Source organism: Chryseobacterium indologenes (genome assembly GCF_018362995.1).
In the GTDB taxonomy this organism is placed as follows: Bacteria; Bacteroidota; Bacteroidia; order Flavobacteriales; family Weeksellaceae; genus Chryseobacterium; species Chryseobacterium indologenes_G.
Window position 1 is genome coordinate 425903 of the sequence record NZ_CP074372.1, and the last position, 24814, is coordinate 450716.

Genomic DNA, 24814 nt, shown 5'->3' on the forward strand with positions numbered 1-24814 from the left:
AATAAACTTCATTGTGAAACAATTATCAATTTTTTTAGCTTTATTACCTGCCATATTAATTAACGCGCAGACTGCAAACCCAGAAACTGCATATAAAAATACAACTGATACCATAAAGGATAATCGGATTAAAAGCCTTCAGGAAGTTACTATTGTCGGGAAAAAAGCGGTTGTCGAAAATAAAGTTGATAAAATTGTTTACAATGTTGCCAATGATGTAACCTCTCAAAGCGGAGCAGCAATTGATGTTTTAAGAAAAGTTCCGCAGGTAACGGTAGATGCAGACGGAAATGTAGAATTACAGGGAAATCCCAATGTCAGATTTCTGATCAACGGAAAACCTTCAAGTATATTTGGAAACAGTCTTGCCGATGCATTGGCTTCCATTCCCGCAAGCCAGATTAAAAGTATTGAAGCAGTAACAAGTCCGGGCGCAAAATACGATGCACAAGGAACGGGAGGAGTCATCAATATTATCCTGAACGAAAGCAAAGTAAAAGGAATCAACGGACTTATCAATGCTTCTGCAGGAACACGTTTTGAAACGGGTTCTTTAAATTTAAATTTCAGAAATAATAATTTCAGCCTGAATGCTTTTTTCAGCGGAAATGCACAGTTGAAGTCAAGAACGCCATCATCACAGGATAGATTTTCTCACGACAATTCACAGCAGACTCAAACCAGATTATTGCAAAACGGGTATACCGATTTTCAAAGACACGGCTATCGTACAGGGTTGGGTTTTGAGTGGTCAATTAACAAGACAAATACATTAAGCGGCTCCGTTTCTTACAATGATTTTGCCAATAAAAGTATCGGATTCATCAATCAGGAACAATATATTACCGATTTTTCCAATTCAAGTGAGCAATCGATTATTGGTTATAGAACTTCGGACAACCGTTCTTCGGTGAATTCCATCGATGGAAATTTAAGTTACAGAAAAATATTTCAAAAAGAAGGACAGGAACTAACGGCAGATTATCTAGTGAGTTACGGTTCACCGAAAAGTAATTATTTGCAGACTCAAAGCCTGGCAGGTGCATTTTCTCCTTACAATGGCATTTCGGGGAGTAATCCCGGTACGGATTCCAGCCATAATTTATCAATAGATTACGTGCAACCAATCAATGATAAGGTTAACCTTGAAATGGGAACAAAAGTGATTTTTCAACATATTACGAATACAACCAGCGTTAACGTTTTGGATGCTTTATCAGGACAATATGAATCAGATCCTTTTCAATCTTACCATTTGAAATATGATATGGGAATTTATGCAGCTTATCTTGCTTCTTCACTAAAATTATTTGATTGGCTGGATGTAAGAGCCGGTGCCCGTTACGAATATACGACCGTTAGAATTGATTATCAGAATACTAATGTTCCTTCGTACAGCCTGCTCGTTCCCTCGTTAATTCTGTCACATAAATTTGATAGTGGAGAAACACTGAAACTTGCCTATACAAGAAGAGTAGAAAGACCCGAATATGCTGAACTCAATCCGTTTTTAAATTTCAGTGATCCACATAACATTACAACAGGAAATCCTTCATTGAAACCTGAAATAGGAGATAATATGGAGCTGGGTTACAACAAAAATTTTGAGAATGGTGCTAATCTTTCATTAACACTTACAGAAAGAATTAACAGTCAGGATTTAAAACAAATCACCACTTTTTACCCGATTTACACTGTAAATGGGACAGACTATACAAACGTATCGGTAACCTCAAGAAAAAATATCGGAAAAGAATATAATTCCGGCGGTGCTTTATCAGGTTCACTTCCGGTTTTTAACAACAAATTAAATATACGGGGGAATATGATGCTTTTTCACAGATATATTGTCAGGGATTATTTTGGAAATGTTGATATGGGGCTTCGTTACCGTTTGAATTTAAATATGAATTACCAGTTTCCAAAAGATTTTATCGTAGAAGTATTTGGGAATTATAATTCAGCGGCCAGGAATATTCAGGGTAAAAACCCACAATCGATTACGTACAGTATTGCAGCGAGAAAACAATTCTGGAACAAAAAAGCAAGCATAGGTATCACGACAACCAATCCTTTCAATAAATACATCAAGCAGGTAACAACGATTGATACCAATGACTACAGTTCCTATTCGGTACGCCAGTTGCCACTTCGTTCTTTTGGGATCAGCTTCAGTTATAAGTTTGGAAAAGATTTTAAAAAGGACAAAGATATCAGTAATGATTATTTAAATGAGGCTTCGCAAGGGAGCTAAGATTCAAAATTAATTCAGAATCAGTAGGTTATTTTGTGTATTGTTTAATTCTTAAATGATGAGATTGATAAATTTTCTGCAAGCCAATAAACGACTTTTATTCCTTTCTTCGCTTGTCACACTTTTGATCATATTTATAGCGTTAAGCTGTTTCGTATTCTTGGAGCCACCGGAATATTTAGACATTCATATTTCTGAGGAAATACAGGAAAATCAAACCCCGAATCTTAATACACTCATGATCTGGATCAGTTGGTTGGGAAGAACACCGGTATCAGTTGTCATGGTCGTTTTAAGTGCTTTTTTCTTTTATTTTTTTCGTTTAAAAAAAGAAGCTGTATTGATTTTTACAACCCTTTTATCGGGAATTTTAGGTTTAGGATTAAAAATATTGATCAACAGACCACGTCCGTCAAAAGATCTCGTTGTTCTTTTGGAAGAAACAAAATACCAAAGTTTTCCGAGCGGTCATGTTTTATTTTATACGGTTTTTTTCGGAGCATTGATATTGATTATTCTTCGTTTAAAAAAGATAAAATATAAAGTGAAAATCTTTCTTACAACGGTTTGTCTTTCTATTATTTTTTTTGGTGCAGTTTCACGGGTTTATTTGGGTGCACATTGGTTTACAGATGTTCTGGGTGGATTTATTCTTGGTGTTTTCTGTGTCTTGATTATGGGATATTTTTATGTTAAAAATGATACGAATGTTTCTGGAAATATAAATTGACATTTTGGAATTCAAAATTTCTACAAAATCGTTTCTGAATATTGTATAGAAAATTCAAAATTTAATTAAAATGAAAAAAATAGCAATTCTATTAACACTTATTACAGCTGTAGTTTTCGTTAATGCACAAAAGATTCAGCAAAAAAATGTTCCTGTACCGGTTCTGAAAGGTTTTCAAAAACAATTTCCAACGGTTAAAGATGCAAAATGGGAAAAAGAAGACGGTAATTATGAAGCAGGGTTTAAAGTAAATGGAACGGAAACATCCGTTGTGATCAATCCTTCAGGGAGCATTCTTGAAACGGAAACAGAAATGAGCAGCAATTCTCTTTCTGCTTCTATCAAAACATATATAGTTAAAAATTATCCTAACCAGAAAATAAAAGAGGCAGCGCAGATTACTGATTCAAAGGGTATTGTTACTTATGAAGCAGAAGTAAATGGGAAAGATCTGATTTTTGATAATAAAGGAAAGTTTTTAAAGGAAAAAAAAGATTGAGATTTTTTAAGCCACGATTTTAATTGGTCATCAATAAACCTCGAAAATGCCTGAGTCATCAATATTATGATGAAAAGAAAAATAATAAGATTAGGATGTACTTATAAATTTTAATAAAAAACTCAACAGAGATCATGGATAATTTATTAGAAGCTGTAAGCAGCTATGTGATATTATTTCTTTCAGAAAATCTTTCGGAGCATCTTTCTTTTCACTGTATGAGTCATACCTATGATGTAGTAGCTGCGGCAAGGGAAATTGGTGTACAAAGTAACCTGTCGGAAGACGAAATGTCGGTCTTATTGGTGGCAGCATGGTTTCATGACAGCGGATATGCAAATCTTTATATCGGCCATGAAGAAGAAAGTAAAAAAATAGCAAAGAATTTCTTAGAAAATTGCGGGTGTGAAAAAAGTTTTATCGATGCGGTTTTAAGTTGTATTGATTCTACAAAATATCCCCCAAAACCTTCTTCTTTACGAGACAAAGTATTGTGTGACTCAGATTTATATCATTTGACACAACCAAATTATTCAAAGTATGCAAATGCAATCAGACAAGAATTTGAAAAATATCTTGGCCTTATTTATACTGATGAAGAATGGCTGGTAAAGAACTGTAATTTCTTAGAAGATCATAAATATTATACAGATTATGGTCAAAATGTTCTTACAAAGTTTAAAGAAGTGAATATTCAATTAATAAAATGTTCCGAAGGATCTTAAAATCAATAAATTACCAAGATGTCAAAGTTTACTAAAAAAATAGCATTTCGACTTTTCATATTAGTTTTTGCTTGTGGAAAAATAGCTGGTCAAACAAACAATGATACCATTCAGGTTGAAGAACCAAAGAAAGATAGTATCATTGCCTTAAATACCGAAAAAAATCATCTGAACTATAAAAGCTTAATTATTCCTACAGCACTTATTGGTTATGGTGTCGCCAGTTTGTCTATGAATAGTCTCAAGAAATTAAACTTCTCCACCAGAGATGAAATTAATGAGCACCAACCGGATCATATCAGACTTGATAATTATACTCAATTTGCACCTGCAGTTTTAGTATACGGGTTAAATGCAATAGGCGTGCAGGGAAAGCATAATTTTAAAGAAAGAAGTATCATTTACGGAACTTCCATGTTGATAACTTCGGCCATCACGATTCCTTTAAAACACATTGTTAAAGAAGAGAGACCGGATGGTTCTAATAATCTATCGTTTCCTTCAGGGCATACGGCTGTAGCATTTGCTTCTGCACAATTTATGTTCAGGGAATATAAGGATACCAACTTCTGGCTGGGAGTTTCAGGATATTCATTTGCTGTTTTTACAGGAGTTTACAGAATGCTGAATGATAAACATTGGGTAGGGGATGTTATTGCAGGTGCTGGTTTTGGAATTCTTTCCACAGAATTGGCCTATTGGTTATATCCAAAAATTAATCATTTTCTGAGTGGAAAAAACAAAAATATGGCTACGATGGTAATGCCGTTTTATCAGGATAAAAGTGTGGGAATTGGCTTTGTTAAAACTTTTTAAATTGATCATTAAAAACAAAAATATGTGGTTCTATTATGCGTTATTGTCGGCTTTATTTGCCGCATTTACTGCTGTTTTTGCCAAAATTGGAGTTTCCAATATCAACTCTAATCTTGCAACAGGTATCAGAACGGTGATTATTCTTGTTTTGGTCTGGAGTATTGTATTTATCAATGGTGAAGCGAAACAAATTGGTTCTTTATCAAAAATGAACATTCTATTTCTGGTTCTTTCGGGAGTTGCAACGGGATTATCCTGGCTGTTTTATTTTAAAGCACTACAAATTGGAAAAGTTTCGCAGGTAGCCGCTGTAGATAAATTGAGTGTGGCTATTGCCATCATTTTATCCGTATTATTTTTCAAAGAAACAGTAACATTAAAAACAGTAATCGGAGCTTTGTTAATCATTAGTGGAACAATATTGTTTGCTTTGAAATGATGTATTGATTTTAATTTTAATTAAAAATAATTTTTATTGAATCTAATTCTATCAATTATAAAGATTAAGAGATTTTAAGATGAAAGTTGTTATTTTTGTAATACTATGCATGATCAGCTATACCAACTTATTTCAGAAAATGTAAAGCTCTCAGATTCAGACAGAGTGCTGTGTACTCAATATTTTGAACCTGTCTTGTATCCAAAAAACAGAATAATTGAGGAAGAAGAAAAAATACCACAGTACTTGTACTTTGTGGTTTCCGGTTTTGTCCGTTTGTTCCATTATAATGATAAAGGAGATGAGATAACCACGCATATCAACTGTCCTCCCGGCTTCATTACTTCCTATTCCAACTTTACCAGTCAGAGTAAATCTGATGAAAATCTGGAGTGCATTACGGAATGTGAGCTTTTACGCATTACAAAGCCTGATCTTGATCTGCTGATGCAGCAAAGCTCTGTGTTTAAAGACTTCAGTTTTTTGATATTTCAACAATCGTTATCCTATAATGAACAACGTGCAAAGGAGCTGGCAACGCTTACTGCTGAAAAACGCTATTTAAAGCTGATGGCTCAAAATCCTGAAATTCTGCACAATGTCCCTATGCAGTATATCGCTTCTTTTTTAGGAATGAACCCTAAAAGTTTGAGCCGGATCCGGAAACAGATTATTAAGTAACATTTGTGAAGTGATTTTGAATGAGCAACACTGAACTTTGCAGTATCATTTAAAATCAAAAGATATGACAAACAGAAACTTAGTATTGGTTTCAGGAGCAAATGGACATTTAGGCAACAATCTCGTAAGGTTACTCATCAAAAAAGGAATTAAGGTCCGGGCGTCCGTTCGCAACATCAAAAACAAAGAGTGTTTCAACGATTTGGACTGCGAAGTAGTACAGGCTGATATTACGGACAAAGCTTCATTCATTAAAGCTCTTCAGGGGGTTCATACATTTTATGCTGTTGGAGCCTCATTTAAATTGTGGGCTAAAGATCCTAAAAAGGAAATCTACGACGTAAATATGAGCGGGACCCGTAATACTATTGAAGCCGCCGCCGAAGCGGGTGTTAAAAGAATTGTCTACGTAAGTTCCATCGCGGCTTTGGATTATACCAGTCTTCCTGCTAAAGAAAGTAATGGCTATAATCCTGACCGCCGGGATATGTATTATAATTCCAAAAACGATGGCGAAAAACTCGCTTTTCAACTGGCTGAAGAATTGGGAATAGAGCTGGTATCCGTACTGCCGGGTGCCATGATAGGCAGTGAGGCATTTCTTCCCCTGAATGTCTCTTACGGTGTACTGAGGCTGATTTTAAATAAACAGATTCCCATGGATACCAAAATAACACTTAACTGGGTAGATGTAAAAGATGTTGCAGAAGGATGTTATCTCGCTGCGCAAAAAGGTCGTTCAGGAGAAAGGTATATTTTAGCTAATGAAAAATGTATGACCATTACCGACACTACCAAACTGGCTCAAAAGCTTTATCCGGAATTGGAAATCAAAGTACCGGGTGCTGTTCCTAAGTTTGTGCTCTATGCAATTGCGGGATTAATGGAATTAACAGCTAAGATTAATGGAAAACCTCCCGTGTTAACGACAAAAGACATTGCAATGTTTTCAGGATTACAACAGAACTTTGATTTGTCTAAATCCAGGAACGAACTTGGTTTTCATCCAAAAAATCCCGAACAAGCAGTGAAAGAAGCTTTCTCCTTCCTGATGGAAAATAAAAATTTGCTATAAATGAAATCCTGTAAAATTAAAAGTTTGCAGGATTTTTTTGCCCGTATTTTCGAATAGATCTATCGCTTTTACTTTGAATTTTTCATGTTTGTATTATTATATCATATTGTTGTTTAAGTTGATTGTTTCGTAATTATTTGCGACTAGAGTATGAAAAATGGTAATTATAAACAGTGGTTTACTTCTTTTTTAATAATAAAAAGTGTGCTTTTTACATTTTTTTTTCACCCAAAACGAAAAAAAAAAACATTCTTCTTATCATAATATTTATTCAGAAAAAAAACATTCTTTTTTTGGTATTGTCGTATTGCAATTAATTGTGAATTCATGTCTTATGAAATAAGTAAGTGTAAATTTAATGATAACCTTATCATATTTTTTATACAATTGATATCATAAAAATTCGATATGTAATGCATTGATAAGCAGTAGATAGTGGTAGTTTTATTTTTTTTATTCAGATGAATTTTTATATTTGTAATGTTACCAAAATGTTAACGAACTAATGAATCAGAACTTTATCCATACCTATGTCTCTGTAGATTGTGTTGTCTTTGGATTTGACCATGAAAACCGGTTGAATATATTATTAGTACAACGCCATGTTGATGATGTACCGTTGGAAAAACAGATCAAACTTCCGGGAAGTTTGATTTTTAGTGACGAAGATGTAGATGATGCTGCACAAAGAGTACTTCATGAGCTTACAGGAATTAAAAAAATGGTTCTTAAACAGTTCAGATGCTTTGCAGATCCTATGAGAGCAAGCAATGTGCATGATATCAAATGGATGGATCAGGAATACAAACATCATATAGACAGGATCATTACAGTAGCCTATCTTTCTCTTTGTAAAATAGATCATAAGATCAACAGCACAAAATATGATACCGTAGACTGGTATCCTATTGATGAGGTTCCGGTACTGCCATTTGACCATAATAAAATTATCAGTGAATCTTTGATGGAGATCAGAAAATGGATTGAATCCGATTTCTCCATTATTTTTGAGCTGCTGCCGAAAAGATTCACCATAAGACAGCTCTATCAGCTCTACAGCGCTTTGAATGAAAAAAATATTGATATTAAGAATTTCCATAAAAAAATATCTTCATTCCCCTATATCGTTCCTCTGGACGAAATTCAAAAAGATGTATCTCACCGCGCAGCAAGATATTACAGATTTGATGCAAAGATTTACAAGAAAAACAATACAAAACTTATAAAATAACCCTTTTAAAAAATTATGTACTTACTAGGCTATGACATTGGCAGTTCTTCTGTGAAAGTGTGTCTCATTGAGGCGTCCAGCGGAAAAGTGATTGCTTCTGAATTTTCTCCCAAAAAAGAGATGAAAATCACTGCGATAAATCCCGGATGGGCAGAGCAAAATCCGGTAGACTGGTGGACCAATCTGAAGTTGGCACATGAAGCTGTTATGCATGAATCTGGTGTACATACTGAAGATATTAAAGGAATCGGAATTACCTGGCAGATGCATGGTTTGATTCTGGTAGACAAAGATCAGAACCTTTTAAGACCGTCAATTATCTGGTGTGACAGCCGTGCTGTACCTTATGGTGAAAAAGCTTTCAAAACCATAGGAGAAGAAAAATGTCTTTCACATCTTTTAAACTCACCGGGAAACTTTACCGCATCAAAGCTTGCCTGGGTAAAAGAAAACGAGCCTGAAATTTTTGAAAAGATAGATAAAATAATGCTTCCGGGAGACTATATTGCCATGAGGCTTTCCGGACAGATAGGAATAACCATTGAGGGATTATCAGAAGGAATCTTCTGGGATTTTAAAAACAATTGTATTTCGGAAGATATTATCAACCATTATGAGATCCCGAAAAGCTTTTTTCCGGAAATTGTACCCACTTTTGGCATCCAGGCAACAGTTTCACGGGCTGCAGCTGAAGAATTAGGATTAAAAGAAGGTACTCCTATTTCATACAGAGCAGGAGATCAGCCTAACAATGCGCTTTCCTTGAATGTCTTTAATCCCGGAGAAATTGCCTCTACAGCAGGGACTTCAGGAGTGGTTTACGGAGTTCTGGACCAGCTGGAATATGATAAATTATCAAGGGTCAATACATTTGCCCATGTCAATTACACTCCGGAACAGATCAGACTGGGAGTTTTACTTTGTATCAACGGAACAGGAATTTTAAATTCATGGTTGAAACATAATTTCGCAACCTCACTTTCTTCTTACGGCGATATGAACGATATGGCTTCACTTTCACCTATCGGTTCAAAAGGATTAAGCATTATTCCTTTTGGAAACGGAGCAGAAAGAGTGTTAGAAAATAAAGATACAAGCTGTTCCATTCACGGAATTAACTTCAATATCCATTCAAAAGGTGATATTCTGCGTGCAGCACAGGAAGGTATTGTATTCTCTTACGAATACGGAATGGATATCATGAGAAATATCGGAATGGATATCCAGGTGATCCGGGCAGGAAATGCCAACATGTTTTTAAGTTCAATCTTTCGCCAGTCACTGTCCAGTGTGAGCAATGCGGTCATTGAACTTTATGATACCGACGGAGCAGTAGGAGCGGCAAGAGCTGCCGGAATGGGAATAGGATTTTATGCAGATTCCAGAGAAGCATTTTCTTCGCTTGAACAGATAGCGGTAATAGAACCTGAACACGAAAAACAAGAACAATATTTAGAAGCCTATGGCAGATGGAAACATCATCTTAACGAAATAATCTAGGACAAATTCAACAGTATTTTTGATCCTCTTACTGACTTTTTAGAATCAGTGAGAAGGGAATCTCTACGCAAAAATTAAAAAAACAAATTAAAAATAATCAAATAAATATGAACACTTTAACAGGTACAAAAGAGTTTTTTACGGGTATTGAAAAAATTAAGTTTGAAGGGAAAGAAAGCAAGAACCCGTTGGCATTCCGCTATTATGATGCGGAAAAGATCGTGATGGGAAAACCTATGAAAGACTGGACCAGATTTGCAATGGCATGGTGGCACACTCTATGTGCAAACGGAAGTGATCCGTTCGGAGGACCTACCATCCACCACCCGTGGGATATCGGAAACGATGCAGTAACCAGAGCAATGCATAAAATGGACGCAGGCTTCGAATTCATGTCTAAAATGGGCTTCAACTATTACTGCTTCCATGATATCGATCTTGTAGACCCTGCCAGTAACTGGAAAGACTACGAGAAAAATATGCAGGCTATTGTAGAATATGCAAAACAAAAGCAGCAGGAAACCGGAATTAAGCTTTTATGGGGAACAGCGAATGTTTTCACGCATGAAAGATACATGAACGGAGCCTCTACCAACCCAAATTTTGATGTTGTTGCATGCGCAGGAACTCAGGTTAAAAACTCTATAGATGCTACCATAGCACTTGGAGGTGAAAACTATGTTTTCTGGGGTGGAAGAGAAGGATATATGAGTCTTTTAAATACCGATATGAAGCGTGAAAAAGATCACCTTGCGCGTTTCCTTTCCATGTCAAGAGACTATGCACGTCAGCAAGGCTTTAAAGGTACTTTCCTGATCGAGCCAAAACCGATGGAACCTACCAAACATCAGTATGATTATGATTCTGAAACAGTAATCGGATTCCTGAGACATTACGGATTAGATAAAGAATTTAAGCTGAATATCGAAGTAAACCACGCTACATTGGCAGGTCATACATTCGAGCACGAACTTCAGGTTGCTGTTGATGCCGGGCTTTTAGGAAGTATTGATGCCAACAGGGGAGATTATCAGAACGGTTGGGATACGGATCAGTTCCCGATCGATTACTACGATATGGTTCAGGCATGGCTTGTATTACTTCCGGCAGGAGGTCTGGGAACAGGAGGGGTAAACTTTGATGCCAAAATCAGAAGAAATTCTATTGATGCTGAAGATCTGTTCATTTCCCACATTTCAGGGATGGACGTTTTCGCCAAAGGTCTTCTTGCAGCAGCTGATATTCTTGAAAATTCGGACTACAAAAAACTGAGAACAAACCGCTATGCTTCTTTTGATAACGGAAACGGAAAAGCATTTGAGGAAGGTTCACTTACATTGGAAGATCTTCAGAGAATTGCTCACGAAATCGGCGAACCACAGCCAAAAAGCGGAAAACAGGAATTGTTTGAGGCCATCGTGAATATGTATATATAATAAAAAAATAAAAGGCTTATAAACACTAAGGATTTTTATACACTATAATTATTAAACAGCCTTTTATTCAACAACTAATACTAAAATAATAATTATGAACCGATTTTATTTCAATAAAAGCAATAGAGCGGCATTATTTTTTGCAATGACTTTATTGCCTTCCGGCATAGCATATTCACAGGTTAAGAAAGATACAGTAGCTAAAGAAAATAAAATAGATGAAGTTGTTGTGATAGGATATGGAACCCAGAGAAAAGAAGCTGTGACAGGTTCTGTAGCCACTGTAAAAGGAGATGCCCTGCGTGAAGTACCTTCTGCCAATATTACTCAGGCATTGCAGGGAAGAACGGCAGGGGTAGATATCTCACAAACCTCCACCAAACCGGGGGCTGCCATGCAGATCCGTATCAGGGGAACAAGATCTCTGACAGGGGATAATAACCCGTTGATTGTATTGGATGGTATTCCTTTTGTGGGATCACTGGCAGACATAAGCTCAAGTGATATCAAAAGTATTGATATCCTGAAAGATGCTTCTGCCACAGCCATCTACGGGTCAAGAGGAGCAAACGGTGTTATTCTCGTTACAACCAACAGAGGGGCAAAAGGGCAGAGACCTAAATTTACTTATAACACCTTTACAGGAGTTCAGACTTTGTTTTCAAAATATCCGATGATGGATGGGCCCCAATTTGCAAAGTTGCGTGCCTATGCCATTCCTGCGGGAAATACAACCCCTTTGTATTCAAACGGGGCTGATGAAAATAACGGTGTCAATACAGACTGGCAAAGCCTGTTTTACAAGCCAGCAATGATGACCAGCCATGATGTAGGGGTTTCAGGAGGAACAGAAGGTGGGAATTATAATGTAGGATTGTCCTATTTTAAACAAAATGCTTTAATCCCTATTCAAAGTTATGAAAGATTTGCCCTGAGAATGGCCATTGACCAGCAGGTAGGATCCATCTTTAAGTTCGGTTTTACAACCAATACAAACTATTCTGTTTCGGAAGGAAACGGAGTAAATCCTGGTGCAGTTCTGGGATATTCTCCTATTGCCAATCCTTACAACGCGGACGGAAGCCCGAAGAGAGTAATGAGCACAGCAGGCGGTATTGATCAGACATGGATTTATACCAGAAGAAGCTTAGAAAGCCTGGCAGACAAATATATTGACGAAACCAAATCTTTTGCATCCTATAACAACCTTTACGGAGAGTTAAGCCTTCCAGTCAAAGGATTGAAATACAGATTAAATGTAGGGTTGGATTTCCGTACGTCAAACAGTGGAAATTACAGCGGCGTAGGAGTCTTCAATACAAACCCTCTGGGGCCGTCATCTGCAGGAAAAGGGAATAACCAGACCTACCATTGGGTATTGGAAAACCTTTTAACGTATGACCGTACATTTGGTAAACATAAAGTAAATGCGGTAGCATTATATTCCGCAGAACAGAATAAGTATACAAGCTCATACATGAGTGCAAAGAATGTTCCTGCAGACTTTTTCCAGTATTATAACCTGGGACAGTCGCCTCAGGCAGATATTACAGTAAGACCTGAAGACCAGGCTTACTCGAAAACCGGTCTGCTTTCTGCCATGGGAAGAATCATGTATACCTATGATAATAAGTATATGTTTACTGCAACACTTCGTGCCGACGGATCTTCCAGACTGGCTCCGGGTAACAAATGGCATACGTATCCCGCATTATCACTAGGATGGAATGTTACCAACGAATCCTTCATGCAGAATATCAAAGCGATTAATCTCCTTAAATTCAGAGCAGGATGGGGGCAGACTTCCAACCAGGCAGTAGATCCATACACTACGATGGGAAGATTTAATGTTGCTCCTTACAATTATGGAAGTGCAGGAAGTACAGGGATTTACGGAAGCCAGCCGCCAAACCCTAATTTAGGATGGGAATATTCAAAAACACAAAACTACGGGGTAGATTTCGGAATACTGAACAACCGCCTTACGGGAAGCGTGGAATATTATAAGACCCATACCTATGACCTGTTGACGCAGAAAAGTCTTCCGGCAACAAGCGGATGGTCATCCATTGTTTCCAATGTAGCCGAAACAGAAAATAAAGGACTGGAAGTTTCCTTAAACGGGGTCATTTTTGATAACCCTGACGGGTTTACATGGGAAGCTGGAGTTAATTTCTATACCAATAAAAACAAAATTTTATCACTTGCATCCGGAACAGAACGTGACGTCAATAACTTATGGTTTGTAGGTCATAATATTAATTCATTGTATGATTATCAATACATCGGTCTTTGGCAGGCTGGCGATCCTTATCAGAATATTCTGGAACCGGGTACCGCTGCAGATGTTGTAGGATCTATCAAAGTTCTTTACACCGGAGGTTATAATGCCGACGGAACTCCGGTAAGAGCAATAGGACCGGATGACAGACAGATTTTTGATACAGCCCCGAAATTTCAGGGAGGATTCAATATGCGCTTTGCCTACAAGAATTTTGAACTGAGTACGGTAGGAGCTTTCCAGCACGGAGGAATCCTGGTGAGTACTATTTATGGATCTGCAAGTTATCTTAACAGATTAACGGGAAGAGGAAATAACGTAGACGTAGATTACTGGACAGAAGATAATACCGGTGCTTATTTTCCGCGTCCGGGACGTCATTTGAGTGGTGATAATCCGAAGTATTCTTCTACTTTGGCGATGTTTGATGCTTCTTATCTTAAGCTTCGTACCATTACATTAGGTTATAATGTCAATAAGGACTTTTTAAAGGATTTAAAAATTACAAGCTTAAGAATCTACTTTACGGTAACCAATCCTGTTGTACTATTCTCACCTTATCATAAGTTCTCGGGAATGGATCCGGAACCGAACTCTTTCGGAAATGAAAACCAGGCAGTAAGCGGATATCCAAACCGCCAGCTTGTTATAGGAACCAACAACCCTTCCACAAGAAATTACTTAATGGGACTTAACTTAACCTTTTAAAACTGTACTGTCATGATAAATTTTAACAAAAAACTGCTATTAGGAGCAATCTTTTTATCCTTAACATTTACAGGATGTAGTGAAATTCTTGATGAGCAGCCAAGAGCAATATATACAGCTGACTATTTTAATACACCGGACGGGGTGAATCAGGGATTTACAGCTTTATACAGACAGATGAGATTACTGTATGGCAATGGCTATTTTATGAGCAATTGTCAGAACGGAACTGATGAATCTACCTGGGCACAAAGTGCGGATGGTAACTTTAAAGAATTGGATATGTCCGGAAACGGTATCATCAATTCCAATACTTTTCCTACAAGTATGGTTTGGAACTCTGTGTTTCCGTATATCAATACTGCCAACGGAATTATTGAAAAAGGACCAGGATTCGGAATTGCAGAATCTATGATTTCTGAAGCCCGTTTCTTTCGTGGATTTTACTACTTCATGCTCGTTCAGACCTATGGAGGTGTTCCTTTGGATTTAGGAGCAGGAGAATTGAAATACAACACCCTGCCATCTACAACTTCTGCAAGAAATACTGTTCCGGAGGTATATACAAAAACTGTTTTTGCTGACCTTAAAAAAGCAATAGAAAATCTACCTGCCTCACCAAGAGTAACCGGAGGCGTGACCAAAAATGTAGCAAGACTGATGCTTGCCAAAGCTTATCTTACTTATGGATGGTGGCTGCAGAATCCAAACGGAATTCCAACTTATCCTGAAGTGACGAGAACAGATCCTGACGGACACAATGCCCAATGGTATTTCCAGCAGGCTTATGATATCGCAATGGAAGGGATCAATAATCCAGGACCTTATGCCCTTCAGCCTACCTTTTATGATGTCAATGCAGGTTCAAATGACAGGAATACCGAATCTATGCTGTATGCAGACCATACACAGTCAAGTACGTATTATAATGAAAGTGATCCTGTAGGATTTGGTTCAGGCTGGGCTCCGGATAATTTTGCAGCATGGATGCAAACCTGGAACTATACTGCCATCAAAAGCAGTAAAACCACAGCGTGGGTGGGAGCAGATGTAGTAAGTGGTGTACAGCGTGAAGCCGCTCAGTCTCTGGGACGTCCGTGGGTTCGTATGTGTCCTACCCTGGGAGTTATTAAAAATACCTTTGCAGATAAAACCAACGATTCCCGTTATGATGGTACTTTTGTAACCACTTACAGAGGAAACTGGAACAAAAACGGAACAGGTCTTACAACAGTTCCTGTACTTTATAATGCCAATAATTTACCTGTACAGCCGGGAGGAGCTATCTTAAGCTTCCTGAATGATGACAGCCAGACTCCTTCTTATCCTACAGGAGCCGGACAAAGCGGAGTGGGAGCAGGAACTCTTTCAGGAAGAGCAGACTGGGTCATTGCACCGAACGGTATCAGCAGAATTGTATACCCAGGCTTATGGAAAATTGGAACTTACCGTACTGATGATCCGAACGGCTTAGGATATCCGAATGCAGGATTAACCCGTCCATTCAGTGTTGCCAAATTTTCAGAATTCTATTTTATTGCAGCGGAAGCAGCCGTAAAAGGAGCTTCAGGAGCTATGACAGCCAGAGACCTTATCAATGTTATCCGTGCCCGTGCCGGAAAATGGAAATTCAATAATGCCCAAAATACCGCTTATGTAGCAGATAACAGTGTAGCTATGACTGCTGCCACACCTTCTGCAATCACCATCGATTATATTCTTGCAGAAAGATCCCGTGAATATTACGGAGAATTCTACAGATGGTATGATCTGGTACGTACTCAGAAGTGGGGAGACTATGCAGCTACTTATCAGATCGGAGGAGCTTCTTATGGAGATCACGCTCCGCAAACGGTTACTAGAACGATAAAACCATTTCACTATCTGAGACCTATTCCTCAGAACCAGATTGATGCAATGGAAGTATCGGCAGATATTAAAGCAAAATATCAGAATCCAGGATACAATTAATTTCATTCTACATTCATATCAGCAACAGAGTAGGTGTGCAAGCACCTGCTTTGTTTATCTGAATTAAAATTTAAAAACTATGGAAAAAACCTGGCGTTGGTTTGGCAAAAAAGACAAAATAGCACTCAGTACACTTCGTCAAATAGGAGTAGAAGGAATTGTTTCTGCTCTGCATGATATCCCAAACGGAGAAATCTGGAATTCAGAGGCCATTATTGATTATAAAAACTATATAGAAAGCCACGGACTTCGCTGGTCTGTTGTGGAAAGTCTTCCCGTAAGCGAAGCCATCAAATACGGAGGTGAAGACCGTGACTCTTTAATAGAAAATTATATCACAAGCCTTGAAAACCTGGGTAAAGCAGGGGTTACAACAGTTTGCTACAACTTTATGCCTGTTCTGGACTGGGCAAGAACCGATCTCTTTCATGAATGGGAAGACGGTTCATCATCACTTTATTTTGACAAAGCCAAGTTCGCATACTTCGAAATTCATATTCTCAAAAGAGAAGGAGCAGAAAGGGATTACAGCTCGGAAATCCTTCAAAAAGTAGAAGGATTAAAAAATACCTTAACGGAAAAAGATAATCATGATCTGATAGACTCAGTCATTGTAAAAACACAGGGATTCGTGAACGGAAATATCAAAGAAGGCGAATTGAATCCCGTAGAAAAGTTCAAAAGTTTATTGGCATTGTATGATGGTATAGATAAACATCAGCTTCGTCAGAACATGAAATATTTCCTCGAAAAAATAATGCCTGTCTGTGAAAAATGGAATATCCAGATGTGTGTACACCCTGATGATCCGCCGTTTTCACTATTGGGCTTACCAAGAATAGTAACCAATGAAGAGGATATTGACTGGCTTCTGAAAGCTGTTGATAATCCTTACAACGGGTTAACGTTCTGTGCAGGATCTCTAAGTGCTAACCTTCAGAATGATGTTCCAAAACTGGCACAGAAATTTGCCCACAGAACCAAATTCGTTCACCTGAGAAGTACAAATGTTTTTGAAAACGGTGATTTTATCGAGGCTCATCACCTGGGAGGAAGAGGAAAGCTTATTGAAGTGATCCGTGTATTCGAAAAAGAAAATCCTGATCTTCCGATGAGAATAGACCACGGAAGACTTTTAACAGAAGATGTTGACAAAGGGTATAATCCCGGCTATTCATTTTTAGGAAGAATGCTGGCATTGGGCCAGATCGAAGGAGTAATGGCTGCCGTTCAGTCAGAATTACAGAAAAATTAATCTGCGTTTGTAATAAATAGTAAAAAGTAAAATGAAAGACCTGTTTAGTATTAAAAACAAAGTAGCAGTCATCACAGGGGCTTCAGGCGTTTTGGGAGGCAGCCTTGCCAAAAGTTTTATAGAAGCCGGCGCCAAAGTTGTCGCACTAGGAAGAAACCAGGAAACACTGGAAGCCCGTGTAAAAGAACTTACAGATTTGGGAGGTGATGCACTCGCTGTAGAAGCCAATGTGATGGATATTGAAAGCCTTGAAGCTGCTTCTGTGAAAATAAAAGAAAAGTATGGCAGCATTGATATTCTGCTCAATATAGCCGGTGGAAATATTCCGGCAGCCACTTTATCTCCCGAACAGTCATTTTTTGATATGGATATGAAGGGATGGGCTGAGGTTACCGATCTCAATATCAACGGAACTGTTTATCCCAGTTATGTTTTTGGAAAAGCAATGGCTGAGCAGGGGAGCGGCAACATTATTAATATTTCTTCAATGGCTGCCTATTCAGCGATTACGAGAGTAGCCGGGTATTCTGCAGCCAAATCGGCAATTACCAATTTTACCCAATGGCTGGCCTCTGATCTGGCATTGAAATTTGGAGATAAGATACGGGTGAACGCCGTGGCACCAGGATTTTTTATTGGTGATCAGAACCGTGCTATTCTGTTGAATCCGGACGGAAGCTTAACCGAGAGAAGTAAAAAAGTAATGGCTAAAACACCCATGCAGAGATTTGGAGAAGTAGAAGAACTGAATGGTGTTGTACAGTTTCTATGTTCGGATGCAGCAAGTTTTATCACAGGAGCATTGATTCCTGTTGACGGAGGTTTCAGCGCATTCAGTGGAGTATAAAAAACTAATTTCTTCATATATATATAGATTGGAACAAGACCTTAATGGTTTCATTCAAGGTCTTGTTTTTAAAATGCTGGCTTTCATGAAGTCAGAACTAAAAGACAATTAAAATCCAGGATTGTAAAGTAAATAATGAGTAATTCCACTAAAAATAAAGAAGTTTTCGGAGAATTGTTTCTGCTTGAATCAGCAAAGGCAGAGAATCTCTATTTCGGATATGCCAAAGATATGCCTGTGATTGATTATCACAATCATCTTGAGCCGGATGTTATTGCTGCCAATCAAAACTTCCGTTCTCCAACCGCTATCTGGCTGGATGGGGACCATTACAAATGGAGAGCCATGAGAAATTTTGGTATTGATGAACAGTTTATTTCAGGAAATGCTTCAGACCACGAAAAATTTATGAAATGGGCAGAAGTGGTGCCTTATACCCTTCGTAACCCGCTATTTCACTGGACGCATCTGGAGCTCAAAAATCCTTTTGGAATCAGTGACTATTTATCATCCGATAATGCAGATACTATATATCATCAGATGAATGAAAGTCTGCAGACAGATGGCTTTTTACCACAATCCATCATTCAGAATTTTAAGGTAGAAGCGTTGTGCACTACAGATGATCCTGCTGATGATCTGGTTCATCACAAGGCTTTAAAAAACAGTGGATTTAACACAGCTGTTCTTCCGGCTTTCCGCCCTGATAACTATATTAATATCATTAATTCTGAACAATATCTTTCTGGAATTAAAAAGCTTGAAAAAGTCTGCGGATTTTCAATCACATCAGCCTCGGACCTGTTGAATGCACTTCAGTCCAGAATGAATTATTTTGTGGAAGCAGGAGCAAAAGTAGCCGATCATGGCTTTGAATATTTCCCGGATACGACAAAATGGAATCATAGCCTTGAAAAAGAGTTTTCTGAATTCCTGAAAGGTAATTTTTCAACGTTTTCCGATCCGGATGCATTATGCGGCTATTTGCTGAAAGAGCTTTGCAAAATGTACGCAGAAAAAGGCTGGGTACAGCAGTTTCATGTAGGGGCAACCCGAAACAACAATTCAGAAATGTTCAGAAAAATAGGTGCCAATGCAGGATATGATGCCATTGGAGAACCCTATTATGCACAGAGACTGAGCGTTTTGCTAGATGCACTGAATACAGAAGGAAAGCTGGCCAAAACCGTTATTTACAACTTGAACCCAGCATTTAACGAGGTTTTGGCAACTCTTGCCGGAAACTTCAATGAAGGAGGCATCAAATCCAAAGTACAGTTTGGAGCAGCCTGGTGGTTTCTCGATCAGCTTGACGGCATGACCAAACAGATGAACACACTTTCCAATATCGGTCTGATCAGCACTTTTGTCGGCATGTTAACCGATTCCCGAAGCCTGTTATCATTCTCAAGACACGATTATTTCAGAAGACTTTTGTGCAATCTGTTCGGAAGTGAAATGGAAAGAGGTCTGCTGCCTGATGATGAAAAATGGGTAGGAAAGATCATTCAGGACATCTGCTATTACAATACAAAAAATTATTTTGAAATATAATACTATGCAGGACTGGACGAAAATATTATGTTTCGGGGAACTGCTTCTCCACTTTGCCCCGGATTCCGAAGGAAACTGGCTCAATGAACAGTCTCTGAAGATGTACGTTGGCGGCGCTGAATATAATGTCGCGGTAGCACTTTCCCAGTGGAAGAATCCTGTAAAACTGTTATCAGCATTACCGGAGAATTTTGTAGGAAATCATCTCGAACTACAGCTTAAAAATAAAGGAATAGAAGTCCTTGCAGAAAAAACTCAAGGGAGAATAGGAACATTTTATCTTTCTTCCGATGGAGATATGCAGAATGCGTCAGTGGTTTACGACCGTTTTCCGTCTGTTTTTACCCAATCGGATTTTGAAGCTTTTAGTGATGATGAAATATTTTCAGGAGTAAAATGGCTGCATATCAGCACTATCACGCCGGCTTTGAGTGACCATGCATTTCACAAATGTTTACAGATCATGAAAGAAGCCAGAACAAGAAATATCACGGTTTCTCTTGATCTGAATTACAGAGCATTGCTTTGGCAAAACCAGAATCCTTATAAAATTAAAGAACTGATGCCATTTGTGAACGTTCTCATGGGAAATATCTGGTCTGTTGAACAGTTCCTGGATATTCCCATTGAATATGAGCTTAATGGAAAATTCGGTGATGAAAATCTTCTGAAACAGGCCGAAAAAACAGCGTTGGAAATCCGGAAACAATTCCCGGAGGTGGAAAAAATTGCGAATACCTTCCGCTTTACAAACGGCGAACAGGTCAATTATTTTGCCACTTTGTTTGTTGATGAAGAGCTTTTGGTTTCAGAAAAATATAATTCAGATAAAATCGAAGAAAGGGTAGGAAGTGGTGATTCTTTCATGGCGGCCTTAATTCATGGAATTTTAAAAGAAAATCCTGACCAGAAGATCCTTGAGGAATCGACAAAAGTTGCTTTTAAAAAGCTTTTCATAAAAGGAGATGCCATTGATGAAAGCATTAATATCGAAAAATTATGAGTGAAATACCACAAAAAATAAAAGACCAGAAAATCGTTCCGCTGTTTTATAACGAATCATTTGAAGTCTCAAAAAATATCGTAAAAGCTTTATACGAAGCAGGAATCCGTGTGATAGAATATACCAACCGAGGTCAGCAGGCACTGGAAAATTTCACCAGACTAAAAACCATTTCGCATGCAGAATTTCCCGGACTTCTGCTAGGAATCGGAACGGTAAAAAACATAAAAGAAATGGATGATTATGCTCATGCAAAAGCAGATTTCATCATTACACCTGTTATCAGTGAAGCATTGGTGAAAAATGCACTTGAAAGAAATATCCTTTTGATTCCGGGTTGTTTTACCCCTTCCGATATCAATATTGCCTATCAGAATGGTTTAAAACTGGTTAAAATATTCCCTGCTGATGCTTTAGGGAAGAAATACATCAAATCGGTACAGCCTGTTTTTCCGGAAATGAATTTTATGCCAACCGGAGGGATCAATGCAGAATTTGAAGATATTCTGGAATGGCTCAATGGCGGAGCTGTAGCAGCAGGGCTGGGAAGTTCCCTAATTGGAAAAGATTGTAATGAAGAAGAATTGACCCAGAAAACACAGAATTTATTACAACAACTTAATCATAATTAAATGCAGGCTCCTCAAAACCGCAATATAAGATGGTGGATGCTGTCCCTTGTCTTTCTCGCCACTACGATCAATTATCTTGATCGTCAGGTAATGGGTTTGCTGAAACCTGTGCTGGAAAAGGAATTCAGCTGGGACGAAAAAGATTACAGTTATATTGTCATGGCCTTTACCACGACTTATGCCATTGGTTATATGGCGATGGGAAGGTTTATAGACAAGGTGGGAACCAAAATCGGGTATGCTGTTTCTCTTATTGTATGGAGTCTTGCCTCTATAGGACATGGTTTTGTGAAAAGTACCATCGGGTTTATCATTGCGAGAAGCACTTTGGGAATCAGTGAAGCGGGAAACTTTCCTGCTGCCATCAAATCAGTGGCTGAATGGTTTCCTAAAAAAGAAAGAGCATTGGCAACGGGTATTTTCAATTCGGGAGCAACGGTGGGAGCTATTTTAGCGCCGCTATTGGTTCCTTTCATCCTCGGACATTACGGCTGGAGACAGACTTTTGTGTGGATTGGAGCTTTGGGCATGATTTGGATTATCCTTTGGTGGAAATTCTATGCCGTACCGGAAAAAACAAAAAATCTCAGCAAGGAAGAACTGCAGTACATAAAAAGTGATCAGGCTGAAAAAGCAGAAGAGAAAACAAAAATTCCTTTATCGGAATTACTCAAATATAAAGTAACATGGTCATTTGCCATCGGTAAAATGTTAACCGATCCTATCTGGTATTTCTTCATGTTCTGGCTGCCGGCCTATTTCTCGGATGTATTCAAAATGGATTTAACAAAACCATCTCTTCCGTTAATTATTATTTACAGCGGAACCACGATCGGAAGTATCGGCGGAGGCTATCTCTCATCATTTCTGATTAAAAAAGGCTGGGCCATCGGAAGAGCCAGAAGCATTACGATGTTATTGTTTGCTTTGATGGTAGTTCCGGTAATGTTCTCAAAATATGTAGATAATATGTGGATGATCACGATCATCATTGCCTTTGCAACAGCTGCGCATCAAGGTTGGGGAGCCAATCTTATGACCACGGTCGGAGATCAGTTGCCTAACAATTATGTCAGTTCTGTCATTGGTTTTGGCGGAATGCTCGGCTCAGCCGCAGGAATTATTTTTCCGCTTTTTATCGGAATTGTTCTCGATGCCTTTAAAAAATCAGGAAATATCAACGGAGGCTACAATATTATATTTTTCATAGCCGGAATATCCTATGTTACTGCCTGGGGATTGATTAAAATAATTAACCGGAAGAAAACCGTTTAAAATATATAACGATCAGTAAACGATTATAATGATAAATATGAATGCCATTTGCTGAGTGTAACGCCTTTGCGAACTTTAGCAAGGAAGTAGTTAAAAAACTTGCGAACTCGGCGTTAAAAAAAATAACACCCATTCAAAAAAATACATTTTAAAAACTATAAAAAAAGAATAACAATGAAACAGAATATAATGAATTTAGCTTTCTTCAGGAATAAAACGAATATCCTTGCAGCAGCAGCTTTGCTATCAGTGACTTCTATTTCTGCCCAGACTTTCTCAGACTTTACTTACCATGGAAACGATAAAATATATAATGACAACCCTCTTAAACCGGACGAGTTTTATTCCCCGATTTTACAGGGCTGTTACCCGGATCCCAGCATTACCAGAAAAGGCGAAGATTACTATCTCGTAAACTCTTCATTTTCAATGTTTCCGGGAGTCCCGATTTTTACTTCTAAAGATCTTGTGAATTGGAAACAAGTGGGACACGTTTTAGACAGGCCTTCACAGCTTAAGGTTGAAAAATCAGGCGTTTCCCATGGAATTTATGCACCGGATATCAAATACAATAAGCACAACGATACTTTTTATATGATCACTACCCAGTTTGCAGGTGGTATCGGAAATATGGTCGTAAAAACAAAAGATCCTGCAAAAGGATGGAGCGAAGTTCAAAAACTGAATTTTGAAGGTATTGATCCTTCTATTTTCTTTGATGATGACGGGAAAGCATATATTATTCACAACGATGCTCCGCCACAAGGTACGGAACAGTACAATGGCCACCGTGTGATTAAGATGTGGGACTATGATCTTGAAAAAGACCAGGTAGTTGCGGGTTCGGATAAGATTATTGTAAACGGCGGTGTGGATCTTTCCCAAAAGCCCATCTGGATTGAAGGTCCTCATATTTATAAAAAGAACGGTAAATACTATCTGATGTGTGCAGAAGGAGGAACCGGCGGTAATCACAGTGAAGTTATTTTTATGTCCGATTCTCCGAAAGGACCTTACGTTCCGGCTGGAAACAACCCGATTCTGACACAGCGCTATTTCCCGAAAGATAGAAAAGAAAAAGTAGACTGGGCCGGTCATGCAGATCTGGTAGAAACGCTGGATGGCCAGTATTACGGAGTATTTCTGGCAATACGCCCGAATGAGAAAAACAGAGTCAACAAAGGCCGTGAAACATTTATCCTTCCGGTTGACTGGAGCGGAAAATACCCGGTTTTCCAAAATGGACTGGTTCCAATGAAACCAAAACTGAAATTACCAGCTGGAGTTCAGAATCAAAACGGACAAAACGGATTTCTACCCAACGGAAACTTTACCTATACTGATAAGCTGACAGATAAAAATCTTGATTACCGATGGATTGCCATGCGCGGACCTCGTGAAAGCTTTATTACGGTTACAAAAAACGGGGTGAAAGTAAACCCTTTTGCCACCAATATCAAAGCGTTGGCTCCGGTTTCGGCACTGTTCCACAGATTGCAGCATGAATCTTTTGAAACTTCTGTAACCCTGGATTTTAAGCCTAAATCAGAAAAAGAGCTGGCAGGAATTACCTGTTATCAAAGTGAAACATTCAATTATGTTTTCGGAATCACAAAAAAAGATAAAGATTTCTACATCGTATTGGAAAGAACTGAAAAAGGACAATCAAAGCTGATCGCCAGCGAAAAGATTTCATTATCCAAACCGGTTAAATTGCAGGTGGTAGCCGATAAAGATGAACATAGTTTTAATTATTCGCTGGATGGCAAGAGCTATAAAAACCTTGGCGGACCGGTTTCAGGAGATATACTTTCTACGGACGTTGCAGGAGGTTTTACAGGAAGCCTTATTGGTCTGTACAGTACCTCTTCCAATGATATTGTGCCACAATAGTATGAAAGA

The 24814-nt window shown here is 38.3% G+C and carries 20 protein-coding genes; all 20 read left to right on the plus strand.

Features of this window, described 5'->3' with window-relative positions; translation table 11 throughout:
* Nucleotides 1–13: 13 nt before the first annotated feature.
* Nucleotides 14–2254, plus strand: coding sequence for a TonB-dependent receptor domain-containing protein (locus tag DYR29_RS01740; RefSeq protein WP_213278976.1), 2241 nt, complete (start codon nt 14–16; stop codon nt 2252–2254).
* A gap of 160 nt (nt 2255–2414) precedes the next feature.
* Nucleotides 2415–2984 carry a phosphatase PAP2 family protein gene (locus tag DYR29_RS01745; protein WP_213278978.1) on the plus strand — a complete coding sequence of 190 codons (570 nt, stop codon included), beginning with the start codon at nt 2415–2417 and terminating at the stop codon, nt 2982–2984.
* Between the two features lie 70 nt (nt 2985–3054).
* Nucleotides 3055–3483 (plus strand): PepSY-like domain-containing protein, encoded by a 429-nt coding sequence (locus DYR29_RS01750; RefSeq protein ID WP_213278980.1) that lies wholly within the window; start codon nt 3055–3057, stop codon nt 3481–3483.
* Nucleotides 3484–3617: 134 nt separating this feature from the next.
* A complete protein-coding gene (locus tag DYR29_RS01755) occupies nt 3618–4208 on the plus strand; it encodes an HD domain-containing protein (protein WP_213278981.1) in 591 nt (196 codons plus the stop codon).
* Nucleotides 4209–4226: 18 nt separating this feature from the next.
* The gene (locus DYR29_RS01760; RefSeq protein ID WP_213278982.1) at nt 4227–5024 is read left to right on the plus strand and encodes a phosphatase PAP2 family protein; all 798 of its coding nucleotides are present in this window, start codon (nt 4227–4229) and stop codon (nt 5022–5024) included.
* 22 nt (nt 5025–5046) lie between these two features.
* Nucleotides 5047–5463, plus strand: coding sequence for an EamA family transporter (locus DYR29_RS01765; protein ID WP_213278983.1), 417 nt, complete (start codon nt 5047–5049; stop codon nt 5461–5463).
* 105 nt (nt 5464–5568) lie between these two features.
* A complete protein-coding gene (locus DYR29_RS01770) occupies nt 5569–6144 on the plus strand; it encodes a Crp/Fnr family transcriptional regulator (RefSeq protein ID WP_213278984.1) in 576 nt (191 codons plus the stop codon).
* A gap of 64 nt (nt 6145–6208) precedes the next feature.
* Nucleotides 6209–7219 (plus strand): NAD-dependent epimerase/dehydratase family protein, encoded by a 1011-nt coding sequence (locus DYR29_RS01775; RefSeq protein ID WP_213278985.1) that lies wholly within the window; start codon nt 6209–6211, stop codon nt 7217–7219.
* 505 nt (nt 7220–7724) lie between these two features.
* Complete coding sequence (locus tag DYR29_RS01780; RefSeq protein ID WP_047422594.1) at nt 7725–8450, plus strand: NUDIX hydrolase; 726 nt, start codon at nt 7725–7727, stop codon at nt 8448–8450.
* 15 nt (nt 8451–8465) lie between these two features.
* The gene (locus tag DYR29_RS01785; RefSeq protein ID WP_213278986.1) at nt 8466–9950 is read left to right on the plus strand and encodes a xylulokinase; all 1485 of its coding nucleotides are present in this window, start codon (nt 8466–8468) and stop codon (nt 9948–9950) included.
* 107 nt (nt 9951–10057) lie between these two features.
* Nucleotides 10058–11386, plus strand: coding sequence for a xylose isomerase (gene xylA, locus DYR29_RS01790; RefSeq protein ID WP_213278987.1), 1329 nt, complete (start codon nt 10058–10060; stop codon nt 11384–11386).
* 94 nt (nt 11387–11480) lie between these two features.
* The gene (locus tag DYR29_RS01795; protein WP_213278989.1) at nt 11481–14375 is read left to right on the plus strand and encodes a SusC/RagA family TonB-linked outer membrane protein; all 2895 of its coding nucleotides are present in this window, start codon (nt 11481–11483) and stop codon (nt 14373–14375) included.
* Nucleotides 14376–14387: 12 nt separating this feature from the next.
* The gene (locus tag DYR29_RS01800) at nt 14388–16346 is read left to right on the plus strand and encodes a RagB/SusD family nutrient uptake outer membrane protein (protein ID WP_213278990.1); all 1959 of its coding nucleotides are present in this window, start codon (nt 14388–14390) and stop codon (nt 16344–16346) included.
* 79 nt (nt 16347–16425) lie between these two features.
* Nucleotides 16426–17601 (plus strand): mannonate dehydratase, encoded by a 1176-nt coding sequence (gene uxuA / locus DYR29_RS01805; protein WP_213278991.1) that lies wholly within the window; start codon nt 16426–16428, stop codon nt 17599–17601.
* A 31-nt stretch (nt 17602–17632) separates the two neighbouring features.
* Nucleotides 17633–18448, plus strand: coding sequence for an SDR family oxidoreductase (locus tag DYR29_RS01810; protein ID WP_213278992.1), 816 nt, complete (start codon nt 17633–17635; stop codon nt 18446–18448).
* A 135-nt stretch (nt 18449–18583) separates the two neighbouring features.
* Entirely contained in the window at nt 18584–20002 is a 1419-nt protein-coding gene (gene uxaC / locus DYR29_RS01815) for a glucuronate isomerase (protein ID WP_213278993.1), read from the plus strand.
* Nucleotides 19992–21005 carry a sugar kinase gene (locus tag DYR29_RS01820; protein ID WP_249413588.1) on the plus strand — a complete coding sequence of 338 codons (1014 nt, stop codon included), beginning with the start codon at nt 19992–19994 and terminating at the stop codon, nt 21003–21005. The genes uxaC and DYR29_RS01820 overlap by 11 nt, the downstream gene beginning before the upstream one ends.
* Nucleotides 21002–21637 carry a bifunctional 4-hydroxy-2-oxoglutarate aldolase/2-dehydro-3-deoxy-phosphogluconate aldolase gene (locus DYR29_RS01825; RefSeq protein WP_213278994.1) on the plus strand — a complete coding sequence of 212 codons (636 nt, stop codon included), beginning with the start codon at nt 21002–21004 and terminating at the stop codon, nt 21635–21637. The genes DYR29_RS01820 and DYR29_RS01825 overlap by 4 nt, the downstream gene beginning before the upstream one ends.
* Nucleotides 21638–22912, plus strand: coding sequence for an MFS transporter (locus tag DYR29_RS01830; RefSeq protein WP_213278996.1), 1275 nt, complete (start codon nt 21638–21640; stop codon nt 22910–22912).
* A 174-nt stretch (nt 22913–23086) separates the two neighbouring features.
* A complete protein-coding gene (locus DYR29_RS01835) occupies nt 23087–24805 on the plus strand; it encodes a glycoside hydrolase family 43 protein (RefSeq protein WP_213278997.1) in 1719 nt (572 codons plus the stop codon).
* Nucleotides 24806–24814: the final 9 nt, after the last annotated feature.